Source organism: Kitasatospora sp. NPDC004531, from assembly GCF_053602195.1.
This window is the reverse complement of record NZ_JBSGDD010000020.1, coordinates 25177-46352: the sequence shown is the minus strand read 5'-3', so window position 1 is coordinate 46352 and position 21176 is coordinate 25177. Positions and strand designations below refer to the sequence as shown.

Annotated in this window: 18 protein-coding genes; 10 read left to right on the top strand and 8 right to left on the bottom strand. The window is 74.0% G+C overall.

Annotation, left to right across the window (positions count from 1 at the left end):
* Window positions 1-24: 24 nt before the first annotated feature.
* The 6 genes from ACWEMJ_RS11810 to ACWEMJ_RS11785 all read right to left on the bottom strand — a co-directional run bounded on the left by ACWEMJ_RS11810 (window position 25) and on the right by ACWEMJ_RS11785 (window position 6595).
* On the bottom strand, window positions 25-978 hold the full coding sequence (locus ACWEMJ_RS11810) for a LuxR C-terminal-related transcriptional regulator (RefSeq protein ID WP_452136846.1): 954 nt from the start codon (window positions 976-978) through the stop codon (window positions 25-27).
* Entirely contained in the window at window positions 971-1906 is a 936-nt protein-coding gene (locus ACWEMJ_RS11805; RefSeq protein ID WP_452136845.1) for a LuxR C-terminal-related transcriptional regulator, read from the bottom strand. Before ACWEMJ_RS11805 ends, ACWEMJ_RS11810 begins: the two co-directional genes overlap by 8 nt.
* Window positions 1903-2853 (bottom strand): LuxR C-terminal-related transcriptional regulator, encoded by a 951-nt coding sequence (locus ACWEMJ_RS11800; RefSeq protein ID WP_452136844.1) that lies wholly within the window; start codon window positions 2851-2853, stop codon window positions 1903-1905. Before ACWEMJ_RS11800 ends, ACWEMJ_RS11805 begins: the two co-directional genes overlap by 4 nt.
* Window positions 2846-3847, bottom strand: a complete 1002-nt coding sequence (locus tag ACWEMJ_RS11795) for a helix-turn-helix domain-containing protein (protein WP_452136843.1) — start codon at window positions 3845-3847, stop codon at window positions 2846-2848. The genes ACWEMJ_RS11800 and ACWEMJ_RS11795 overlap by 8 nt, the downstream gene beginning before the upstream one ends.
* Window positions 3840-4844 carry a LuxR C-terminal-related transcriptional regulator gene (locus ACWEMJ_RS11790; RefSeq protein ID WP_452136842.1) on the bottom strand — a complete coding sequence of 335 codons (1005 nt, stop codon included), beginning with the start codon at window positions 4842-4844 and terminating at the stop codon, window positions 3840-3842. The genes ACWEMJ_RS11795 and ACWEMJ_RS11790 overlap by 8 nt, the downstream gene beginning before the upstream one ends.
* A 650-nt stretch (window positions 4845-5494) precedes the next feature.
* Window positions 5495-6595 carry an SLAC1 family transporter gene (locus tag ACWEMJ_RS11785; protein WP_452136841.1) on the bottom strand — a complete coding sequence of 367 codons (1101 nt, stop codon included), beginning with the start codon at window positions 6593-6595 and terminating at the stop codon, window positions 5495-5497.
* Between the two features lie 70 nt (window positions 6596-6665).
* On the opposite strand from ACWEMJ_RS11785, the gene ACWEMJ_RS11780 reads away from it, so the two are divergent.
* From ACWEMJ_RS11780 to ACWEMJ_RS11770, 3 genes are all read left to right on the top strand, one after another.
* Complete coding sequence (locus tag ACWEMJ_RS11780; protein WP_452136840.1) at window positions 6666-7595, top strand: LysR family transcriptional regulator; 930 nt, start codon at window positions 6666-6668, stop codon at window positions 7593-7595.
* 77 nt (window positions 7596-7672) lie between these two features.
* The gene (clpB, locus tag ACWEMJ_RS11775) at window positions 7673-10276 is read left to right on the top strand and encodes an ATP-dependent chaperone ClpB (RefSeq protein WP_452136839.1); all 2604 of its coding nucleotides are present in this window, start codon (window positions 7673-7675) and stop codon (window positions 10274-10276) included.
* Between the two features lie 197 nt (window positions 10277-10473).
* Window positions 10474-11028: a YbjN domain-containing protein gene (locus ACWEMJ_RS11770; protein ID WP_452136838.1), complete on the top strand. Its 555-nt coding sequence runs from the start codon at window positions 10474-10476 to the stop codon at window positions 11026-11028.
* Window positions 11029-11094: 66 nt separating this feature from the next.
* On the opposite strand, the gene ACWEMJ_RS11765 is transcribed toward ACWEMJ_RS11770, so the two are convergent.
* Window positions 11095-12564, bottom strand: a complete 1470-nt coding sequence (locus ACWEMJ_RS11765; RefSeq protein ID WP_452136837.1) for a DUF2079 domain-containing protein — start codon at window positions 12562-12564, stop codon at window positions 11095-11097.
* A gap of 420 nt (window positions 12565-12984) precedes the next feature.
* Between ACWEMJ_RS11765 and ACWEMJ_RS11760 the strand changes: the two genes are divergently transcribed.
* From ACWEMJ_RS11760 to pyrE, 5 genes are all read left to right on the top strand, one after another.
* Complete coding sequence (locus ACWEMJ_RS11760) at window positions 12985-14145, top strand: pyridoxal phosphate-dependent aminotransferase (protein ID WP_452136836.1); 1161 nt, start codon at window positions 12985-12987, stop codon at window positions 14143-14145.
* 379 nt (window positions 14146-14524) lie between these two features.
* Window positions 14525-15115: a DUF2617 family protein gene (locus ACWEMJ_RS11755; protein WP_452136835.1), complete on the top strand. Its 591-nt coding sequence runs from the start codon at window positions 14525-14527 to the stop codon at window positions 15113-15115.
* A 157-nt stretch (window positions 15116-15272) separates the two neighbouring features.
* On the top strand, window positions 15273-16964 hold the full coding sequence (locus tag ACWEMJ_RS11750; protein WP_452136834.1) for a spermine/spermidine synthase domain-containing protein: 1692 nt from the start codon (window positions 15273-15275) through the stop codon (window positions 16962-16964).
* 115 nt (window positions 16965-17079) lie between these two features.
* Entirely contained in the window at window positions 17080-17934 is an 855-nt protein-coding gene (locus ACWEMJ_RS11745) for a CoxG family protein (protein ID WP_452136833.1), read from the top strand.
* Window positions 17935-17963: 29 nt separating this feature from the next.
* A complete protein-coding gene (gene pyrE, locus ACWEMJ_RS11740; RefSeq protein WP_452136832.1) occupies window positions 17964-18500 on the top strand; it encodes an orotate phosphoribosyltransferase in 537 nt (178 codons plus the stop codon).
* A 106-nt stretch (window positions 18501-18606) separates the two neighbouring features.
* On the opposite strand, the gene ACWEMJ_RS11735 is transcribed toward pyrE, so the two are convergent.
* Window positions 18607-19329, bottom strand: coding sequence for a DedA family protein (locus tag ACWEMJ_RS11735; protein ID WP_452136831.1), 723 nt, complete (start codon window positions 19327-19329; stop codon window positions 18607-18609).
* 262 nt (window positions 19330-19591) lie between these two features.
* Between ACWEMJ_RS11735 and fbaA the strand changes: the two genes are divergently transcribed.
* A complete protein-coding gene (gene fbaA / locus ACWEMJ_RS11730) occupies window positions 19592-20614 on the top strand; it encodes a class II fructose-bisphosphate aldolase (RefSeq protein ID WP_452136830.1) in 1023 nt (340 codons plus the stop codon).
* A gap of 116 nt (window positions 20615-20730) precedes the next feature.
* Complete coding sequence (locus ACWEMJ_RS11725; RefSeq protein ID WP_452136829.1) at window positions 20731-21150, top strand: DUF3151 domain-containing protein; 420 nt, start codon at window positions 20731-20733, stop codon at window positions 21148-21150.
* The last annotated feature ends 26 nt before the right edge of the window (window positions 21151-21176 follow it).

Sequence of the window (21176 nt, the reverse complement as noted above, 5' to 3'; positions counted from 1 at the left end):
GCCCGGGCGGTCGGTTCCGATCGGTCATCGTGGCGCTCCGCGCAGCTGCCAGCCGAGCTGGAACAGGGTCTCCGCATCGTAGAGGTCGCGCAGCCGGGCGATGTGGGCGGCCACCGTGCGCTCCGACAGGCCCAGTCGGGAGGCGATGGCGCGCTGGGTGAGGCCCTGGGCGAGCAGTGCGCCGAGTTCCTTCGGGACGCCGGTGTCGCGCGGGCGGCCGGCCAGGGCAGGCCAGTCGATCCGGGCGGCGCGCATCCAGTCGCGTTCGAACAGGTCGATCAGGGTGGCCAGGACGGCCGGGTCCTCGATGAACGCGGCCTGGTTGTCGTCCGGGGAGGCGCTGATGATCGCGATCCGCCGGTCGAAGATCAGCATTTTCCGGAACGGCTCGTCCAGTACGCGGATCCGCTCGCCGGCGGCGACGACCGTGGCGGCGTAGTCGACGGTGGGCGGGTCGGCGAGCGCGCCCGGCTGGTAGAGGGTGCGCATGCCGACGCCGCGCTCCAGGAAGTCCAGCGAGCGGGTCAGGGCCTGCCGCATCTGCCCGATCGGGCGGGCACCGCCGGGTTGGGCGGCGAGCGTCTCCTCGTGCATCTCGGACTCGATCTGGAAGATCCGGTGCCGGATCTGCCGGCGGTCGGCCACCCGCTCGACGGCATAGGCCCGGTCGGGCCTGCGCGGGGCTTGGTCGTAGGCGTGCACCAGCTCCTCCAACCGGGCCGGGGCGCGCTGCGAGTCCGTCAGTTTGCGGATGGCGTCCTCGCGCAGGTCGGCGCTCAGCCGGTCGGCCACCGAACGCGGGTTGACGGCGCTCAGCGACTGGTCGACGTCGTGGTGGATCAGCAGGCCGAGTTCGACCAGCCGGAGGGTGGCGGCGGCGTTCTGCTGCATCGCCTCGCCGAACATCACCCGGCCGCCCTGCTCCAGCACCTGGCGGTACAGCGCCCGCTCGTCCTCGTTCGGCAGCCGGTCAGTCACGCGCACCGTCCCGCATCAGGCGGCCGAGCTGGAACAGCGTCTGCGCGCCGTAGTGCTCGCGCAGGCGCGAGATGTGGGCGGCCACCGTCCGCTCGCCGACGCCGAGCCGGGAGGCGATGGCGCGCTGGGTCAGTCCCTCGGCCAGCAGCTCTCCGACCCGGCGCAGCGGCTCGGGGAGGCGGCCGCCGTCCAGCGCCTGCCAGGGGACGCGTTCGGCGCGGGCGAAGTCGCGCTGGAAGACGGTGACCAGGTGGGCGACCACGGCCCGGTCCTCGATGAAGGCGGCGGTGCGGTTGTCGGCGGACGCGGAGATGATCGCGGTCTTCCGGTCGAAGATCATCATGCGGGCGAACGGCTCGTCCAGGACGCGCAGGCGCATGCCCCAGCCGGTGGCGGTGGCCGCGTAGGCGACGGTGTGCGGGGTCCGGCGGCTGATCGGCTGGTAGAGGACGTCGGCGGTGACTCCGCGCTCGATGGCCTGGCGCATCCGGTGGCCGAGGGCTTCGGCGGGCCGGTGGCCCGGCTGGGCGGCGAGGACCTCCTCGTGGAAGTCGGCCTCGACGGCGAGCAGCCGGTGCTGGATCTGCTCCAGGCCGTGGACGTGGGCGATCTCCGGGGGCGTCGCGGAGCGGCGCCGGGCGGTGTCGAAGGACTCGGCGAGGTCGTCGAGGGCGCGCGCGGCACGGTCGGCGCGGGCCAGCAGGTCGGCGGCGGCGGCCCGGTGGGCGGCGCCGGCCCGGGCCGCGACCACCCGCGGATCGACGGCGGCGACCCACCCCTGCGGCACGTACTGGACGAGCAGGCCGTGTTCGAGGAGCCGGGCGGTCGCCGCCGGGTCCTGCTCCGTCAGTTCCCGCATCGAGACCCGGCCGGCCCGCAGCACGTCGAGGTAGAGCGCCTTGTCGCGTTCGCTCGGCACGGCGGTCATCGGGTGCCGTCCCGCATCAGGCGGCCGAGTTGGAAGAGGGTCTCGGCGTCGTAGTGCTCGCGCAGGCGGGCGATGTGGGCGGCGACGGTGCGCTCGGACAGGGCCAGGCGGGAGGCGACGGCGCGCTGGGTGAGGCCGGCGGCGAGCAACTCGGCGATACGGCGCGGGGTTTCGGGGAGCTGCCGGCCGGCCAGGTCGCGCCAGGGGACGCGTTCGGCGCGGGCGAAGTCGCGCCGGAAGACGCCGACCAGGTGCTCGACCACCACGGGGTCCTCGACGAAGGCGGCGGCGCCGTGGTCGGCGGCCGCCGAGATGACCGCGACCCGGCGGTCGAAGATCAGCATCCTGACGAACGGCTCGTCCAGGACCCGCACCCGCACGCCCCAGTCGGTGGCCGCGGCGCAGTAGGCGACGGTGTGCGGGGTGTGTCGGGAGATCGGCTGGTAGAGGACGCGGGCGGTGACTCCGCGGGCCAGCGCCTTGCGCAGCCGGGAGTCGTCGTCCAGGAACTCCGGTGGCCGGACCCCGGGTTGGGCGGCCAGGCCCTCCTCCCGGTACTCGGCCTCGACCGCCAGCAGGCGGTTCTGGATCTGCTCACGGTCGGTCAGGTGGGCGATGCCGCCGCCGGGTTCGCCGCGCCGCTGCGCGCTGTCGTAGGACTCGGCCAGCTCGTCGAAGCCCGTCGTGACCCGGTCGGCCCCGGCGAGCAGCCCGACGGCGTGCTCCCGCAGGGTGTCGCCGAGCCGGCGCCCGATCGTGCGCGGATTGACGGCTCCCACCCAGCCGCCCACCTGGTAGTGCTCCAGCAGCCCGAGCTCCAGCAGCCGCGCGGCCGCCGCCGCGTCCTGCTCCATCACCTCGCGCAGCGAGACCCGGCCGGCCCGCAGGACGGCGAGGTAGAGCGCCCGCTCGGACTCGGTCGGGGGGACGGCGACGGGGTCAGCCACGGTCCTCGCCTCCGCGCATCAGCCAGCCGAGCTGGAAGAGGGTGTCCGCGCCGTACTGCTCGCGCAGCCGGGAGATGTGGCCGGCGACGGTGCGCTCGGACAGGCCGAGGCGGGCGGCGACGGCGCGCTGGGTGAGGCCCTGGGCGAGCAGGCGGGCGACCCGGTCGGCGGCGGTGCGGGTGGGGGCGGTGTGCTGGAGGAGGTCCCAGCGGACGCGTTCGGCGCGGGCCCAGTCGCGTTCGAAGCCGCCCGCGATCATCGCGACGGTGGCGGGGTCGAGGATCAGCGCGGCCCGGCTGTGCTCCTCGCCGGCGGCGACCACGGCGGAGCGGCGGTCGAAGACCAGGGCCCGCTGGAAGGGCTCGTCGAGCAGCCGGATCTCGCCGCCGGCGGCGGTGAAGGCGGCGGCGTAGCGGATCGCGGCGGGGTCGACGAACACGCCGGGCCGGTACAGGCTGCGGATCCGGCAGCCGCGCCGCAGCACCAGCAGTTCCTGCTGGAGCGAGCTCTCCAGGACCGCGGGGGTGGGGTCCCCGGGCTGGGCGGTGAGGGCCTCCTCGCAGCAGTCGGAGGCGAGTTGGGCGATCCGCCGGCGGATGTGCTCGCGGCCGATCACCTGGACGTCGCAGCTGGCGGGTTCGATCGGGCTGGAGACGCTCTCGTACGCGGTGATCAGCGGTTCGAGGCGGCCGGGCAGGCATTCGGCGCGGTTGAGCAGGCGGGCGGCCTCGGTGTTCATCGCGGTGCCGAGGCTCTCCGCGACGAAGCGCGGGTCGACGGCCAGGTAGGCGTCGTCCGGGCCGTCGGGGATCAGCAGGCCGGTGCGGAGCAGTTCGGCGAGCGCGGGCCGGCACGGGTCGGCGACGCGGTCGGCGGCGATCCGGCCGCCGGCTTCGAGGATCTCCAGGTACAGGCGCCCGGCCTGCTCGCCCACCGGCACGGACGCGAGCACGGCGGCGGGGGCGACGGCGGGCGCGGGCACGGGTTCAGCCACGTCCGCCGCCTCGCATCAACCAGCCGAGCTGGAACAGGGTTTGGGCGTTGTGCAGCTCGCGCAGCCGGGAGATGTGGCCGGCGACGGTGCGCTCGGACAGGCCGAGGCGGGTGGCGACGGCGCGCTGGGTGAGGCCCAGGGCGAGCAGCCGGCCGACCCGGTGGGTGACGGTGCGGGTGAGGGTGCGGCCGTCCAGGCTGTGCCAGTGGACCTGGTCGGCGCGGGCCCAGTCGCGTTCGAACCCGGCCACCAGGTAGGCGATGGCGGCGGGGTCCTCGACGAAGGCGGCGCGGCTGTGGTCGTCGGCGGCGGGGATCACCGCGACCCGCCGGTCGATGACGATCATGCGCAGGAACGGCTCGTCCAGGACGCGCAGTTGGGCGCCCTGTTCGGCCATCGCGGTGGCGTGCCGGACGGCGCTGTCCTCGGTGAGCGCCACCGGCTGGTAGAGGGTGCGCATGGTGCCGCCCCGGCGCAGCATCAACTGGTCCTGGGTGTGGGCGAGTTCGAGGACGCCGGGCGGCCGCAGGCCGGGCTGGGCGCTGAGCAGTTCGAGCCGGCAGTCGGAGACCAGCTGGGCGATCCGCAGCCGGATGCTCTCCTGGCCGTCCACGTAGACCGCCTGCCGGGCCCGGTCGGCCGGCCGGGGGACGGCGTCGTAGGCGCGGGCGAGCGGGTCGAGGGCGGCGGGCAGCCGGTCGGCGTCGAGCAGCAGCCGGGTGGCCTGGGCGCGCAGGTCGGCGCCGAGGCGTTCGGCGACGGCGCGCGGGCTGACCGCGACGAAGCAGCCGTCGATGCGGTTGGGCAGCACCAGTCCGAAGGCCACCAGCTGGTCCAGCAGGGCGCGTTGGCGTTCCGGCTCGAAGTCGGAGTCGGGCAGCGCCGGGTCGTCGAGCGAGACGCGGCCGCCGGCGGCCAGGATGGCCAGGTACAGCCGGGCGGCGTCCTCGTCGGGCAGTGTGTCGTCCGGGTCGGACATCGGGTGGTCCGCAGCCACGTCGAGCTCTCCCCTGCCGTGTGTCTCCGCTTGCGGACGATGATCTCAGCAGGGTCGTCCGGCTCGACGGCGGGAGCCCCCGCGGACGGGCGCGTCCCCCGGGGCGGGTGCCTGGGCACCCGGCTCCCGGAGGACCCGCTCGTGTTACGCCAAGCGTCACGGCGCTTTCGGTGAGGCGGAGCAGCAACGCCTCACCGATCCGGTCCTTCGGCCATCACCACACATGGCCTCGGGACCGGCGCTCTTCCCCCCGTTGCGCAGATACGAACGCACCTGTCGCCCCCACGCGAAGAGCAAGTCGCCTGCTCGGGCTGCGGCGGCCCGGAACGACTTGGCGTGACTACACCCTCACAGCGCGGGGAACTCCGAACAAGTGGTCTCCGGCTGCAGGTTCCCGCAAGTGCAGGAACCTGCAGCAAACTGTCCGCCCGAGTGAGCGGAATCCGGGTTTTCGCGGCATTGCCCCCCTCTCCGACCAGGCATTCGTCGGGTTCCGGCAGGAGGCCGGGCGGTAGCGTCGCGATGCCCGGGAATGTCACTGCCGAGGGCGAGAATTCGACGAATCTTTGCCGAATCCACAGATCCGGAATGCCCGGAGCCGAATCTCCCGGTCCGAATCCGCGACCGGCCGGGGCCGCGGGCGCTCCCCGCTACAGCAGCCGCCCGGCCCGCAGGCCCGCCAGGGTGCGCGCCGAGGCCACCGCCCAGGCGGCACCCAGCAGCAGCCACAGCGCGCCGCCCAGCACCGTGAAGCCGCCGAACCCGGTGTGCCGGGCCAGCGCCGCCGAGCCGGTGACGAGCGTGCCGACCGGGAAGGTGAACGCCCACCAGGTCATCGCGAACGGCATCCCGGCGCGCAGCGCCCGCAGGTTGGCGGCCAGCGCCACCGCCAGCCAGAGCAGCGCGAAGCCCATCACCGCGACGCCGTACACCTCGGCCAGAGCGGTGGCCACCGCCGCGCCCGACGCCCCGGCCGAGGGCAGCGCCAGGGGCAGCGCGTCCGCGAACTGGTGGACGGCGGTGGTGGACTGGCCGAGCGGGCCGAGCACCAGGAACAGCGACGGGGTGAGCGCCACCGCGGGCAGCTTGCTGTGCACCAGGCCGCCGAACACCACCGGCAGCAGCACCAGGGTGGCCAGCAGACTGGCCCCGAACATCGCCACGCACCCGTACAGCAGCGCCTGCCGGGCCGCCCCCTCCGGCAGGTGCGGCACCAGCGCGGGGCCGAGCGCGGCGGCCACCATCGGGGCGACCACCGGCAGCAGCCAGGTCGGATTGGCCTCCAGCGCGGACAGCCGGTGCCGGGTGATCATCAGGTACGGCAGCCCGGCGGCCACCGCCAGCGCGTACAGCGTCCCGGCGCTCCACAGCAGCACGTCCAGCGCCAGGCCGGCCCGCTCGCCCAGCACCGGGCCGCCGACCGCCAGCGCGCCGTAGCCGACGGCCAGCAGCGCCATCGGCGGGCAGCCGTAGAACACGGCGGCGGAGGGCTCCTCCAGCAAGGTGCGGCGGGCCTGCTCGCGGTGGCGCACCAGGTGCACGGCGCGGGCCGCGAGGAGCACGGCGAGCAGCAGCAGCGACAGCGTCCACACCGCCTGGGCGAGGACGAGCCGGCCCGGCAGGTCGATCGGCAGCGCGGCGGCGCCGTTGCCGGTGATCGCGGTGCCCATCACCACGGCGTACCAGTTGGGGCCGAGCCGGGACAGGTCGAGGGCGCGCGGGCTGGTGCGCGAAACGGTGAGGGTGGCCATGCCACCAGCCTCACCGGGCGGGCGGGACGGCGGTAGCGAGGCGTCCGCTATGAGGACATAGCCTGGGCCTATGGCTCTCTCCCCGCACGTCCCCGAACTCGGCGCCCTGGAGCTGCTGCTCGCGGTGGCCCGGCTGGGCAGCGTCGGCCGGGCCGCGGCCGAGCTGGGCGTCAGCCAGCCCGCCGCCAGCGCCCGGATCAAGGGGATGGAGCGGCAGATCGGGGTGGCCCTGCTGGAGCGCTCCCCACGCGGCTCGCGGCCCACCGAGGCGGGCCGGCTGGTGGTCGAGTGGGCCCGGCAGGTGGTGGAGGCCGCCCAGGCGCTGGACGCCGGCATCGACGCGCTGCGCGAACGGCGGGACGCCCGGCTGCGGGTGGTGGCCAGCCTGACCGTCGCCGAGTACCTGATGCCCGGCTGGCTGCTCGCCCTGAACGAGGCCAGCCCGGGCACCGCCGTCACGCTGCGCACCGCGAACTCGGCGGACGTCGCGGCCCGGGTGCTGGCCGGCGAGGCCGACCTCGGCTTCGTCGAGGGCACCTCCACCCCGCCCGGCCTGTCCGGCGCGGTGGTCGCCGCCGACCGGCTGGTGCTGGTGGTCTCCCCCGAGCACCGCTGGGCCCGCCGCCGCGCCCCCGTCACCGGGCCCGAGCTGGCCGCCACCCCGCTGGTGCTGCGCGAGGTCGGCTCCGGCACCCGGGAGGTGCTGGAGGAGGCGCTCGCGCCGTACGGCGGGGCGGCCGCGCCCCGGCTGGAGCTGGCCTCCTCGACGGCGCTGAAGGCCGCCGCGATGACCGGCGCGGGCCCGGTCTGCCTGAGCGAACTGGCGGTCACCGAGGAGCTGGCCACCCGCCGGCTGGTGGCCGTCCCGCTGGCCGGGCTGGACCTCCAGCGCCCGCTGCGCGCGGTCTGGCCGGCCGGCCAGCGCCCGGCGGGGCCGGCCCGGCTGCTGCTCGGGCTGACCCGGGGGCCGACGCCCGGACGGGCTTCCCAAAAAAGTTGAGCGGAATAGACTCAACTTAGTGCATGCTGTAGTCAGCAGACTTGAGTTGTCCCGAAGACGAGAGGGGTATGCCCGCAGTGGACGCCAGTAAGTTCACCAGCAAGACGCAGGAGGCCCTGTCCTCCGCCATCCGCCAGGCCGGCGCCGCGGGGAACCCCGACGTCAAGCCGGTGCACATCCTGCTGGCCCTGCTGGAGCAGCCGGAGGGCCTGGCCCGCCCGCTGCTCCAGGCCGTCGGGGCGGACGCCGCGCCGATCGCCGTCGAGGCCCGCCGGCAGGCCGCCGCGCTGCCCGCCGCCCAGGGCTCCACGGTGGCCGCTCCCCAGCTCGCCCGGGACACCCTGGCCGTGCTGGAGGAGGCCGGCAAGCGCGCCACCGACCTGGACGACCAGTACGTCTCCACCGAGCACCTGCTGGTCGGCCTGGCCGCCGAGGGCGGCCAGGCGGCGGAGCTGCTCAAGCAGCACGGCGCCACCCCGAAGGCCCTGCTCGCGGCGTTCAAGGACGTCCGGGGCAGCGCTCGGGTCACCTCGCCGGATCCGGAGGGCACCTACAAGGCGCTGGAGAAGTACGGCTCCGACCTCACCCAGGCCGCGCGGGACGGCAAGCTCGACCCGGTGATCGGCCGCGACCAGGAGATCCGCCGGGTCGTCCAGGTGCTCTCCCGCCGCACCAAGAACAACCCGGTGCTGATCGGCGAGCCCGGCGTCGGCAAGACCGCCGTGGTCGAGGGCCTGGCCCAGCGCATCGTCGCCGGAGACGTGCCGGAGTCGCTGCGCGGCAAGCGGCTGGTCGCGCTCGACCTGGCGGCGATGGTCGCCGGCGCCAAGTTCCGCGGCGAGTTCGAGGAGCGCCTCAAGGCGGTCCTGAACGACATCAAGGACTCCGACGGCCAGGTCATCACCTTCATCGACGAGCTGCACACCATGGTCGGCGCGGGCGCCGGCGGCGACTCCTCGATGGACGCGGGCAACATGCTCAAGCCGATGCTGGCCCGCGGCGAGCTGCGCATGGTCGGCGCCACCACGCTGGACGAGTACCGCGAGCGGATCGAGAAGGACCCGGCCCTGGAGCGCCGCTTCCAGCAGGTGCTGGTCGGCGAGCCCACCGTCGAGGACACCATCGCCATCCTGCGCGGCCTCAAGGGCCGCTACGAGGCGCACCACAAGGTGGAGATCACCGACGCCGCGCTGGTCGCCGCCGCCACGCTGTCCAACCGGTACATCACCTCCCGCTTCCTGCCCGACAAGGCGATCGACCTGGTCGACGAGTCGGCGTCCCGGCTGCGGATGGAGATCGACTCCTCCCCGGTCGAGATCGACGAACTCCAGCGCGCCGTCGACCGGCTGCGGATGGAGGAGCTCGCCCTCGACAAGGAGTCCGACCCGGCCTCCGTCGAGCGCCTCGGCCGGCTCCGCCGGGATCTGGCGGACAAGCAGGAGCAGCTCAGCACCCTCAACGCCCGCTGGGAGCAGGAGAAGAAGTCGCTGAACCGGGTCGGCGAGCTCAAGGAGCGCCTCGACGACCTGCGCGGCGCCCTGGACCGCGCCCAGCGCGACGGAGACTTCGAGCGCGCCTCCAAGCTGATGTACGCCGAGATCCCGGCCGCCGAGCGCGAGTTGACGGAGGCCCAGGACCGCGCGGCGGACGAGCCGAACACCACCATGGTCAAGGAGCAGGTCGGCCCGGACGACGTGGCCGACGTGGTCTCCTCCTGGACGGGCATCCCGGCCGGCCGCCTGCTGGAGGGCGAGAGCGCCAAACTCCTGCGCATGGAGGACGAGTTGGGCAAGCGCCTGATCGGCCAGCGGGAGGCCGTCCAGGCGGTGTCCGACGCGGTGCGCCGCACCCGCTCCGGCATCGCCGACCCGGACCGCCCCACCGGCTCGTTCCTGTTCCTCGGCCCGACCGGCGTCGGCAAGACCGAGCTCGCCAAGGCGCTCGCCGACTTCCTGTTCGACGACGAGCGGGCCATGGTCCGGATCGACATGAGCGAGTACGGCGAGAAGCACTCCGTCTCCCGCCTGGTCGGCGCCCCTCCCGGGTACGTCGGCTACGAGGAGGGCGGCCAGCTCACCGAGGCGGTCCGCCGCCGCCCGTACAGCGTGGTGCTGCTGGACGAGGTGGAGAAGGCCCACCCCGAGGTCTTCGACGTCCTGCTCCAGGTGCTCGACGACGGCCGCCTCACCGACGGCCAGGGCCGCACCGTCGATTTCCGCAACACCATCCTGATCCTCACCTCCAACCTCGGCTCCGCGTTCCTGGTCGACCCGGCCACCCCCGAGGAGCGCAAGAAGGAGCTGGTGCTGGAGACCGTCCGGCAGGCCTTCAAGCCGGAGTTCCTCAACCGGCTCGACGACATCGTGGTCTTCGACCCGCTGGGCACCGCCGAGCTCAGCCGGATCGTCGACCTCCAGATCGGCGCCCTGGCCCGCCGCCTGCACGAGCGCCGGCTCACCCTGGACGTCACCCCGGACGCCCGCGACTGGCTCTCGCGCACCGGCTACGACCCGGCGTACGGCGCCCGTCCGCTGCGCCGCCTGGTGCAGTCCGCGATCGGCGACCAGCTCGCCAAGGAGATCCTCTCCGGCCGCGTCCACGACGGCGACACCGTGCTGGTCGACCGGGACGAGGCGAACGACCGGCTGAGCGTCGGCCCGAAGCCCTCGCTGGTCAAGTGACCCGCGCGGCCTGACGGACCGCCCGGCGGGCGGGGCCCCGCACGGCCCCGCCCGCCGGCCCGCGCACACCGGCCGTGGCCAGGGAGGAACACCCTCGTCGCTCTGTGCCACGGGCTCCGAATGAGGCAGGATGGGGGGCATGAGAAGGCGGCCCCCCATCGGCAGCCGACCTTGTGCACCGTGAAAGGGACACCCCCGTGAGCATCGACCCGTCGTCCATCCCGTCCTTCGGCCTGCCGCAGCCGCCGCAGGGCGGACAGCCCGGCGGCGCTCCGGCCGGGCCGCCGCCGGTGATCGTCCCGGACCAGAACCTGGTCTCCCAGCTGCTCGACCAGATGCAGCTCAAGCACGTGGTGGACGAGGAGGGCGACCTCACCGCCCCCTGGGAGAACTTCCGCGTCTACTACATGTTCCGCGGCGACCACAAGGAGCTGTTCGCGGTCCGCGCCTTCTACGACCGCCCGTTCCCGCTCGACAAGAAGGGCGAGATCCTCGACCTCATCGACGAGTGGAACCGCGAGACCCTGTGGCCCAAGGTCTACACCCACACCCACGAGGACGGCGTGGTCCGCCTGATCGGCGAATCCCAGATGATCGTCGGCAACGGCGTCAACCTGGAGTACTTCGTCGGCACCACCGCCAACTGGACGCAGGCCGCGGTCGGCTTCGAGCAGTGGATGGTCGAGCGCCTGGGCCTGCAGGAGCAGGTCGAGGACGAGAAGGGCGCCGACGGCGAGGCCGACGAGGCCTGAGCCCCCGTCACACGCACCGAAGGGCCCGCCCACCGGCGGGCCCTTTCGCTGTCGCCGCCGACCGCGCTACCCGCGCTGCTCGGCGGCCGACGGCGCGCGCAGCAGCAGCACCCCGTCGTCCTCCCGCACCGTCCGGAAGCCCTCCGCCCGCAGGTTGGCGATCTGCTCCGCCTCCTGCGCCCCGTTCAACGGCCAGCCCATCGGGTTGCGGGTGTCCACCACCACCCACTCCGCGGTGCGCCAGTCGGCCGGCCAGCCGAACTCGAACACCGTGCAGCGGCCGGTCAGTTGGGGCACCAGCCGGTTGCCGGCCGCCACCCGCGCACCGGACGGTATGTCGGCCAGCACCGACCGCACCGTCCGCACGTGCGCGGAACCGCGCCAGAAGCCCGCGTCGGCCGCCTCCACCATCGGGAAGAACGGGAAGAACGCCGCCGTCACCGCCACGCTCCCGCACAGCAGCGGCACCGTCGCCCGGCGTCCCCAGTGCGGCCGCGCGGCGCGCAGCCGGACCAGGCCGTCGACGAACGCCGCGAAGACCACCGGCATCAGCACCAGGCTGTAGTGGTACGTGGTGCCCCAGTACATCTCGTTGCGGCTGAGCAGCCGCCAGCCCAGCGTCGGGACGGCGACCAGGAACAGCGGCGAACGCAGCGCCAGCAGCAGCGTCGGAGCCAGCAGGAAGAACAGCAACTGCCCCTGCACGGTGGCCGTCACCAGATGCCCCGGCACCGACAACAGCCGCTCCAGCAGGCCGGGTTCGGCCCCCGGCCGGCTCTCCAGGTTGTCCCAGTAGTTGTAGGAGTGGCTGGGGCTCATGGCCGGCAGCAGCACCAGCAGTTCCAGCGCGGTGGCCAGCAGCCCGAACAGCGCCGTCGCCACCCCGAGCCGCCGCGACCCGCGCCAGGCGATGCAGCCGCCGATCACCGCGACGGTCAGCCCGAGGTCCTCCTTCACCAGGCACAGCGGCGCCGCCCAGGCCGCCGCCGCCACCCAGCGCCGCTCCCCCAGCGCCACCACCGAGAACGCCAGCAGCGGCGCCGCGAACGCCACCTCGTGGAAGTCGAACCCGATGGTCGACCCGACGCCCCAGGAGAACCCGTACCCGAGCGCCACCGCGACCGCCGCCGCCCGGCCCAACTCCCGCTGCGCCCAACGGGCGAGCGGCACCACCGCCAGCGCCAGCAGGGCGGCCTGCGCGACCAGCAGCGTCTCGGCGGCCGGCCACACCAGGTAGAACGGCACCAGCGTCAGCAGGATCGGCGAGAAGTGGTCGCCGAGCAGGTTGAACCCGTCCCCCTTCAGCGGGGTGACGGGCAGCTCGAAGCGCGCGTAGCCGCGCACCGCCTGCTCGAATATCCCCAGGTCGTACCCGGTGGTCAGGAGCAGCCCGTGGCGGCGCAGGCAGAACAGCGCGTAGAACACGAAGAACCCGGCGGCCAGACCCCATGGCAGCAGCCGCGCCCAGGTGATCCCGCGCCACCCGGCCGGCGGCCCGTCCTCTCCCCCGCACGGCCGGACGGCGGACGACGACACGACTGTTCCGGACGCCATTGATTCACTTCCGATAGCCCCACACGGGCCCGGTTCCCCCCGGCCCGCGGATCCCCGGACGAGGATCACCCCTTTGGCGGCAGACTAGACCAGCCTTCGCGAACCGACGATCCGTTCGGGACAGCAGCGAGGCCGCGCGCCCGTGCTCGCGTCGGCCGGCGGACCGGGCCGGCGTCCCGGCACGGATCCCGCCGGCGGGCGCGTGAACGGCGACCGCGGGAAGCCCCCGGCGACGGACGATCCGAGTGATGTAGCGTCAGCCGACCGAGCGCCGCCCACTCCCGCGACCCGACCCGGACCCGGCTCCGCCATCGGAACCACCGCGGGTCGGCCGGTCCGGACCGTCCGTCCGCGACCGGGGCCGCCGGAGGACCGGCCGAACACGACTCGCGAGGAGCCGCAATGGGTGCAAGGCCGCTGCTGAACCGCCGGCTGGCGGGCATGGGGACGACGATCTTCGCGGAGATGTCCGCCCTGGCCACCGCCACCGGCTCGATCAACCTGGGGCAGGGCTTCCCGGACACCGACGGGCCCGAGGAGGTCCGCGAGGCGGCCGTGCGAGCCCTGCGCGAAGGCCACGGCAACCAGTACCCGCCGGGGCCCGGCATCCCCGAGCTGCGCGCCGCCGTCGCCGAACACCAGCACCGCTTCTACGGGTTGACGTACGACCCGGACCGCGAGGTGCTGATCACGGCCGGCGCCACCGAGGCCATCGCCGCCGCCCTGCTCGCCCTGCTGGAGCCCGGCGACGAGGTGATCGCCTTCGAACCGTTCTACGACTCGTACGCGGCCTGCATCGCGATGGCCGGCGCGGTCCGCGTCCCGCTGACGCTCCGGCAGCCCGACTTCCGGCCGGACCTGGACGAGCTGCGCTCGCTGATCACCCCGCGCACCCGGCTGCTGCTGATCAACACTCCGCACAACCCGACCGGCACCGTGCTGACCCCCGAGGAACTCGCCGCGATCGCCGAACTGGCCGTCGAACGCGACCTGTTGGTGATCACCGACGAGGTCTACGAGCACCTGGTGTTCAGCGGCGCCCACCACCCCCTGGCCGCCCTGCCCGGCATGCGCGAGCGCACCGTCGCGATCTCCTCGGCCGGCAAGACCTTCTCGTTCACCGGCTGGAAGGTCGGCTGGGTCACCGCCGCCCCCGAACTGGTCGCCGCCGTCCGCACCGCCAAGCAGTACCTGACCTACGTCTCGGCCGGCCCGTTCCAGTACGCCGTCGCCGAGGCGCTGCGCCTGCCCGACGCCTACTACGACGGCTTCCGCGCCGAACTGCGGCGCAAGCGCGACCTGTTGGCGGACGGCCTGGCCGAGGCGGGCTTCCAGGTGTTCGAGCCGCAGGGCACCTACTTCATCACCACCGACATCACCCCGCTCGGGGAGCGGGACGGCATCGCGTTCTGCCGCGAACTGCCCGGCCGCTGCGGCGTGGTGGCCATCCCCAACGCGGTGTTCTACGACCGCACCGAGATCGGCCTCAGCCAGGTCCGGTTCGCCTTCTGCAAGCAGGAGTCGGTGCTGCGGGAGGCCGTCGAACGGCTGCGCGGCCGTTAGGAACCGGACGGACGGGGTAGCCGGTGGCCGGGCCGCGCCACCGGCCCCTCCGGCCTGCCCCGACGCCGATCGCGCCGCTCGCACCCCAGGAGTGCACGGCGCACGACACCGGCGTAGGGGCGCTCACCGGACAATGTGCAACCCGGGACCGATCACACCCAGTCGGGCACAGGCCTCAGAACGGTGAATGAGTGCCAAACATGGGTAAATCCCTGACGGACCCGGAGAATTCGTGCTTCTCTGCTGCTGAATCTCCGGACGGAATTCTTCCTTCCACGGTCGGCCGCGCCCCGGATCGGACAGTCTCGAACACCCTCACGTGCTGAGGAGTGGACGCCAACCGCAGCGGCGCGTACTGAGCTGAAACGCGGAGCCGAGCATGCTCACCACCCTGCAGACCTCCTACACGGACACCCGCGCCGGCGACCTGGCCTGGCAACTGGGCGGCGATCCGCTGCCCGCACTGGCGGTCCGCGACATCGGACTCGACGACGGGACGGGCCGCACCGGCGCCCTCGGCGGCACCCTCCAGCTGCGGCTGCTGGGCGCCTCCCACCAGGTGGTGCTGGCCGCCGGCCCGGGCGACTGCCTGGAGACGGTGGCCTGTCTGCCCGGCCGCCGCACCCCGCTGCCGGCCCGGGTCGCCGAACAGGTGGCCGGCTGGGAGTACGAGTTCGCCGCCCGGATCGAGGAGCTGCCGCCGCACGTGTTCGCGGCCCGCGCCCAGGAGCTGCTGGCCCTGGTCGAGGGGCACCCGCGGGCACTGGCCGGGATCTTCCCCGGCGACCCGAGCGCCTTCACCGCCCTGGTCGCGCACTGCGAGGACCGCCGGGTGCACTGGCGCACCTGGCACGCCTACCCGCAGGAGGGCCGCCTGGTGTGCACCCGCTCCTCGCTGTCGCTGCGCCGCCCCGCCGAGGCCCTGAGCGGCCTGGGCGCCCACGGCGGCCAGGGCGGCCGGAGCGCGTGAAGCGGGTACCCGGGAGGGCGACAGCGGCCGGGGCGTTCGGGACGGGCCCGGCAGCCCGTAACCGCAGGTCGGACGGGGCTCGCCGTCAACCCGACGCCACCGGCGGTCGCCCGATTGGGCGCAGCCGCCCGCCCGGCCTCTCGCCTAGCGTGCATTCATGATCAACCCTCCGGTCGGACGGTCCGCGCAGCCGGCTCCGGACGCCCCCGCTCCCCCGCCGACGGCCGAGCACCGGCCCACCACCGCCCCCCGCACCGCGGGCCCCGGCGGCGCGGTCCGGGCCGGCGGCGCCATACCGCTCGCCCTGCCCGCCCGCGCGGCCCGGATCCTGGTGCTGCTGGCGGCGTTCGTCTGCGCGGCCTGCGGCCTGGTGTACGAACTCGAACTGGTCGCGCTCGGCGGCTACCTGCTCGGCGACTCGGTCACCCAGACCTCCGTGGTGCTGTCCGTGATGGTCTTCGCGATGGGCATCGGCTCGCTGCTCGCCAAGGGCCTCACCCGCCGCCCCGCCACCTCCTTCGCCGTGGTCGAGTACGCGCTGTCGCTGACCGGCGGCCTGTCCGCGCTCGCCCTCTACTGCGGCTGGGCGTGGCTGCGCCAGCCGCACACCACGCTGATCGCGCTGATCGGCGCCACCGTGCTGATCGGACTGCTGATCGGCGCCGAGATCCCGCTGCTGATGACGCTGATCCAGCGGATCCGCCGCGAGCACGCCGGCCGGGCCGTCGCCGACCTGTTCGCCGCCGACTACGTGGGCGCGCTGATCGGCGGCCTGGCCTTCCCGTTCGTCCTGCTGCCCGCGCTCGGGCAGGCCGCCGGCGCGCTGGTGACCGGCGCCGTGAACGCGGTCGCCGGGGCGGTGGTGGTGCTCTGGCTGTTCCGCGCCGAACCCACCCCGCGCGCCCGCCTGCTGCTGTGGACCGGCTGCGGCCTGGTGCTCGCCGCCCTCGCGCTGGCCGCCGCCTGCACCGGCGCGATCGAACGCGCCGCCCGGCACGCCCTGTACGGCGGACCGGTCCGGTTCGCCTCGCAGAGCCGCTACCAGGAGATCGTCCTCACCGGCGGCCCACCCGCCCCCGCCGGCGCCGCCACCCGCACCCCGCCGCCGCTGAAGCTCTTCCTGGACGGCCGGCTCGCCGTCTGCGGCCCCGACGAGTACCGCGACCACGAGGCGCTGGTCCGCCCCGCCCTGGCCGGCGGCCCCAGCGCCCGGGTCCTGGTGCTCGGCGGCGACGGCCTGGCGCTGCGCGAGGTGCTGCGGCACCCGGCGGTGCACAGCGTGCTGGTGGTCGAACGGGACCCGGAGCTCTCCGCACTGGCCCACCGGGACGGCGCCTACGACGCGCTGACCGAGCACGCCTGGGACGACCCCCGGGTACGGCTGGTGACCGCCGAGCCGATGGGCTGGCTGCGCAAGGCCGCGGACCAGTTCGACGTGATCGTCTCCGACCTGGACGACGAGGCCGCGCACGGCAAGTACCGCTCGCGCGAGTTCTACGGCCTGGCCGCGCGCCGGCTCGCCCCGGCCGGCCGGCTGGCGGTGCGCGGCGGCGCCCCGGACGGGGTGCTGTGGAGCTCCGAGGCGGGGCTGGCCGCCGCGGGCCTGGACGCCGTCCCGTACCAGGGCGTCGCCCCGGCCGCCGAGGACTGCGGGCAGACCGGGCCCGCCCCGGCGTTCCTGCTGGCCGGCCACACCCTGGCTGGCCACGCCGCCCCCGCGCTGGCGCTGGCCCCGGACGCGCCCGCGCCGCGCTCGCTCACCGTGGACGCGCTGCGCGGCACGGCTGCCCGGCTGTCCGCCCACCGGCCGTCGCCGCTGCCGCCGCCGCACTCGCTGATCGGCCCCTGAGCGCAGCGCCCGCCGGCCCGAACGACCGTCCGCCGTGCGCCCGTTCGCGGCACGTCCGGCCCCGCTTCGGGTGCGGGGCTCGGCACGGCGGCGGCCGGTCGGTAGGCTCGCCGGTATGGAGCATGAGGTTGTCGTCCCGCTGCCCGCCGAGGTGGTCCGGGAAGCGCTGGTGGACCGCGAGCTGGTGGCCCGCTGCGTGCCGGGGCTGAGCGCGGTCGCGTCCGCCTCCGCCCCGTCGGCGGCGGACAGCCGGCTCCGGGTCCGGATCGGCGGCTCCACCATCACCTTCGCCGGCCGGCTGTCCGTGGCCGGCTGGCAGGACGACGCGCTGGAGCTGCGGCTGACCGGCGAGGAGATCCGCGGCGCGGCCCCGGTGACCGCCGAGCTGCGCGTCACCCTGCGGGAGCGGCCGGGCGAGACCGTGATCCGCCTCGCGACCGCGCTGACCGCCTCCGGCCGGCTGGCGGGCTTCGACGCCCCGGCGCTGGAGACGGCCGGCCGCCGGCTGATCGACCGGGCGGCGGCGGCGCTGGTCGCCGAGCTGTCCGGGCCCGGCGAGGACGCCGAGCAGGAGCCCGACGACGCGACCGTGGTGTTCCTGGACGAGCGGGCGCAGGGCCCGGACCTGGACGACGACCTCTCCGACCTGATCTCGTTCAACGAGGACGAGCTGCCCGAGCCGGTGCCGGTGCCGCGCCCCGAGTCGTTCGAGCAGGAGAGCGCCCCGGTGCGGCGCAGCATCGTCGGCCGCTCCGCCGAGGAGGTGGACCACGCCCCGCCGCACGGCCGGTACGCGCCCGCCCCGCCGGCCCACAGCGCGCGGGCCCGCGCGGCCACCCGCTGGGGTGGCGAACCGGTTCTGCTGCCGGGCGCGGGCGGCGAGCGCAGCGCGCTGCCGTGGGTGATCGGCGGCGGAGTGGCGCTGCTCGGCGGCGCGGTGGTGCTGGTTAGGGCCCTGCGGCGACGCTGAGCCGGGGCGCACAACTAAGCTTGCTGCCCATGAGCAACGACCGGGACGCCCTGCTGGCGCAGATCAAGGACAAGGCCGTCGTGCACGGCAAGGTCACCCTCTCCTCCGGCCGGGAGGCCGACTACTACGTCGACCTGCGCCGGATCACCCTGGACGCCGAGGCGGCCCCGCTGGTCGGCAAGGTGATGCTGGACGCCGCCGCCGACCTGGAGTTCGACGCGGTGGGCGGTCTGACCCTGGGCGCCGACCCGGTGGCCACCGCGATGCTGCACGCCGCGGCGGCCCGCGGCCGCAAGCTGGACGCCTTCGTGGTCCGCAAGGCGGGCAAGGCGCACGGCCTGCAGCGCCGCATCGAGGGCCCGGACGTGAAGGGCCGCCGGGTGCTGGCGGTGGAGGACACCTCGACCACCGGCGGCTCGGTGCTGACCGCCGTGGAGGCGCTGCGCGAGGCGGGCGCCGAGGTGGTGGGCGTCGCGGTGATCGTGGAGCGCGGCGCGGCCCCGGCGATCGCGGAGACCGGCCTGCCGTACGTCACCGCGTACACCCTGGACGACCTGGGGCTGTGAGCCCCCGTTCCACGTGGAACGACGCCGGAGGCCCGGCTCCCACGGGGAACGACGGAGGCCCCGGCCGCCCTCTCGGGTGGCCGGGGCCTCTCGCGTGTCGGGGTGCTCAGTTCTTGCGGTGACGGCCGCCGCCGGCGACCGGCTCGCCGGCCTGGGCCTCGGCGAGCGCGCCGGCGGCCTTCTTCTTCTTCCGCTCGCGCACCACCTCGACGATGATCGGCGAGATCGAGATCAGCACGATCAGCGCCATCGCGGGCAGCAGGTACTTGTCGATCACCCCGGCCAGCTGGTCGCCGGTGAAGTAGCCGATCAGCAGCATGCTCTCGGTCCACAGCAGACCGCCGACCGCGTTCCAGACGAAGAACGTCTTGGCGGGCATCTTCAGGGTGCCGGCCACCGGGTTGAGGAAGGTCCGCACCACCGGGATGAAGCGGGCCATCACGACGGCCTTGGCGGGGCCGAACTTGTCGAAGTACTCCTCGGCCTTGTCCACGTACTCGCGGCGCAGCAGCTTGGAGTTCGGTTTGTCGAACATCTTCGGGCCGACCTTGTGCCCGAGCAGGTGTCCGAGTTGGGCGCCGGCGATGGCGCACACCGGCGCGCCGATCAGCAGTACGGCGATGTTCATCTGGGCGCCCTCGCCGAACACCTTGGCGGCGGCGCTGGAGGCGGCGACGCCGGCCAGGATGAGGAGCGAGTCACCCGGGAAGAAGAACCCGACCAGCAGGCCGGTCTCGGCGAAGATGATCGCCAGGATCCCGATGGCGCCCACGGAGGCGACGAGCGATTTGGCGTCAAGGACGTTGACGGCGAGCTGGATGTGTTCCACGCGCGCAGGATAGCCCGTACTGCTTTGCGAAGCCTTAACCGGACGCCCGCGAACCCCCCGCCGAGGACCTCGCCCGGGTGGCCGTCCCAAGTGGCGGGCCGCTGGGTGTGTCCGGACGGCGAGTCTGGGAAGATGGCCGAGGTGTCCGGCCCGCGGTCGAGCAACCACCCTCAGCTCGTGCCGCATCCGTCGTGAACCACAGGCGTATCGAGCCTTCGGACAGCGTCGTCCGATCGCCCCACACCGACAGGAGCGGATTCGCATGCCCATCGCAACTCCCGAGGCCTACAACGAGATGCTCGACCGGGCCAAGGCGGGCAAGTTCGCCTACCCGGCCATCAACGTCACCTCGTCGCAGACCCTGCACGCCGCGCTGCGCGGTTTCGCCGAGGCCGAGAGCGACGGCATCATCCAGATCTCCACCGGTGGTGCGGAGTTCCTGGGCGGCCAGCACAACAAGGACATGGTGACCGGCGCCGTCGCGCTGGCCGAGTTCGCGCACATCGTCGCGGCCAAGTACGACGTCACCGTCGCCCTGCACACCGACCACTGCCCGAAGGACAAGCTGGACGGCTACGTCCGCCCGCTGCTGGCGATCTCCGCCGAGCGCGTCGCCCGCGGCGAGAACCCGCTGTTCCAGTCGCACATGTGGGACGGCTCCGCCGAGACCCTGGCCGACAACCTGGCCATCGGCCAGGAGCTGCTGGCCCAGGCCGCCGCCGCCAGGATCATCCTCGAGGTCGAGATCACCCCGACCGGCGGCGAGGAGGACGGCGTCTCGCACGAGATCAACGACGAGCTGTACACCACCGTGAACGACGCGGTGCGCACCGCCGAGGCGCTCGGCCTGGGCGAGAAGGGCCGCTACCTGCTGGCCGCCTCGTTCGGCAACGTGCACGGCGTGTACAAGCCGGGCAACGTGGTGCTGCGTCCGGAGCTGCTGCGCGACCTGCAGGACGAGATCGGCAAGCAGTACGGCAAGCAGGACCCGTTCGACTTCGTCTTCCACGGCGGCTCCGGCTCCACCGCGGAGGAGATCCGCACCGCGCTGGAGAACGGCGTCGTGAAGATGAACCTCGACACCGACACCCAGTACGCCTTCACCCGCCCCGTCGTGGACCACATGTTCCGCAACTACGACGGCGTGCTGAAGGTCGACGGCGAGGTCGGCAAGAAGAACACCTACGACCCGCGCACCTGGGGCAAGCTGGCCGAGGCCGGCATGGCCGCCCGCGTGCTGGAGGCCGCGCAGCAGCTGCGCTCGGCCGGCAAGCGCATGAAGTAACGGCCCCGGCCGCCGCCGGTGCCCCGTACCCGCCCGGGTGCGGGGCACCGGCGTATGCGCGCGGGGCGGCGGAACCATGGTTGCTCCACCAGGTCCGAGTGGCAGACTGGCACACCATGGAGATGCACAAGAACCTGCTCGACGGGCCCGAGCCGACCCTCCTGCCCGAGGAGGAGCAGCCGTACCGGATGCTGGCCGAGGAGTCCGCGTCCCCGACCCAGGTGGCGGCCGAGTACCCGGCGTTCTGCCTGGCCTGGGCGATGCTCGCGGACGATTCCTTCGCCGCCGGCCGCACCGTCGAGTCCTACGCCTACGCCCGCACCGGCTACCACCGCGGCCTCGACGCGCTGCGCCGCAGCGGATGGCGCGGACACGGCCCGGTGCCGTGGGAGCACCGCGGCAACCGCGGCTTCCTGCGCTGCCTGGCCGCGCTCGCCCGGGCCGCCGGCGCGATCAACGAGACCGAGGAGGAGGCCCGCTGCTGGCAGTTCCTGAAGGACAGCAGCGCCGAGGCGTACGCCGAGCTCAAGCAGTAGCCGCCGAGTCCCTCGTCCGACGGGCC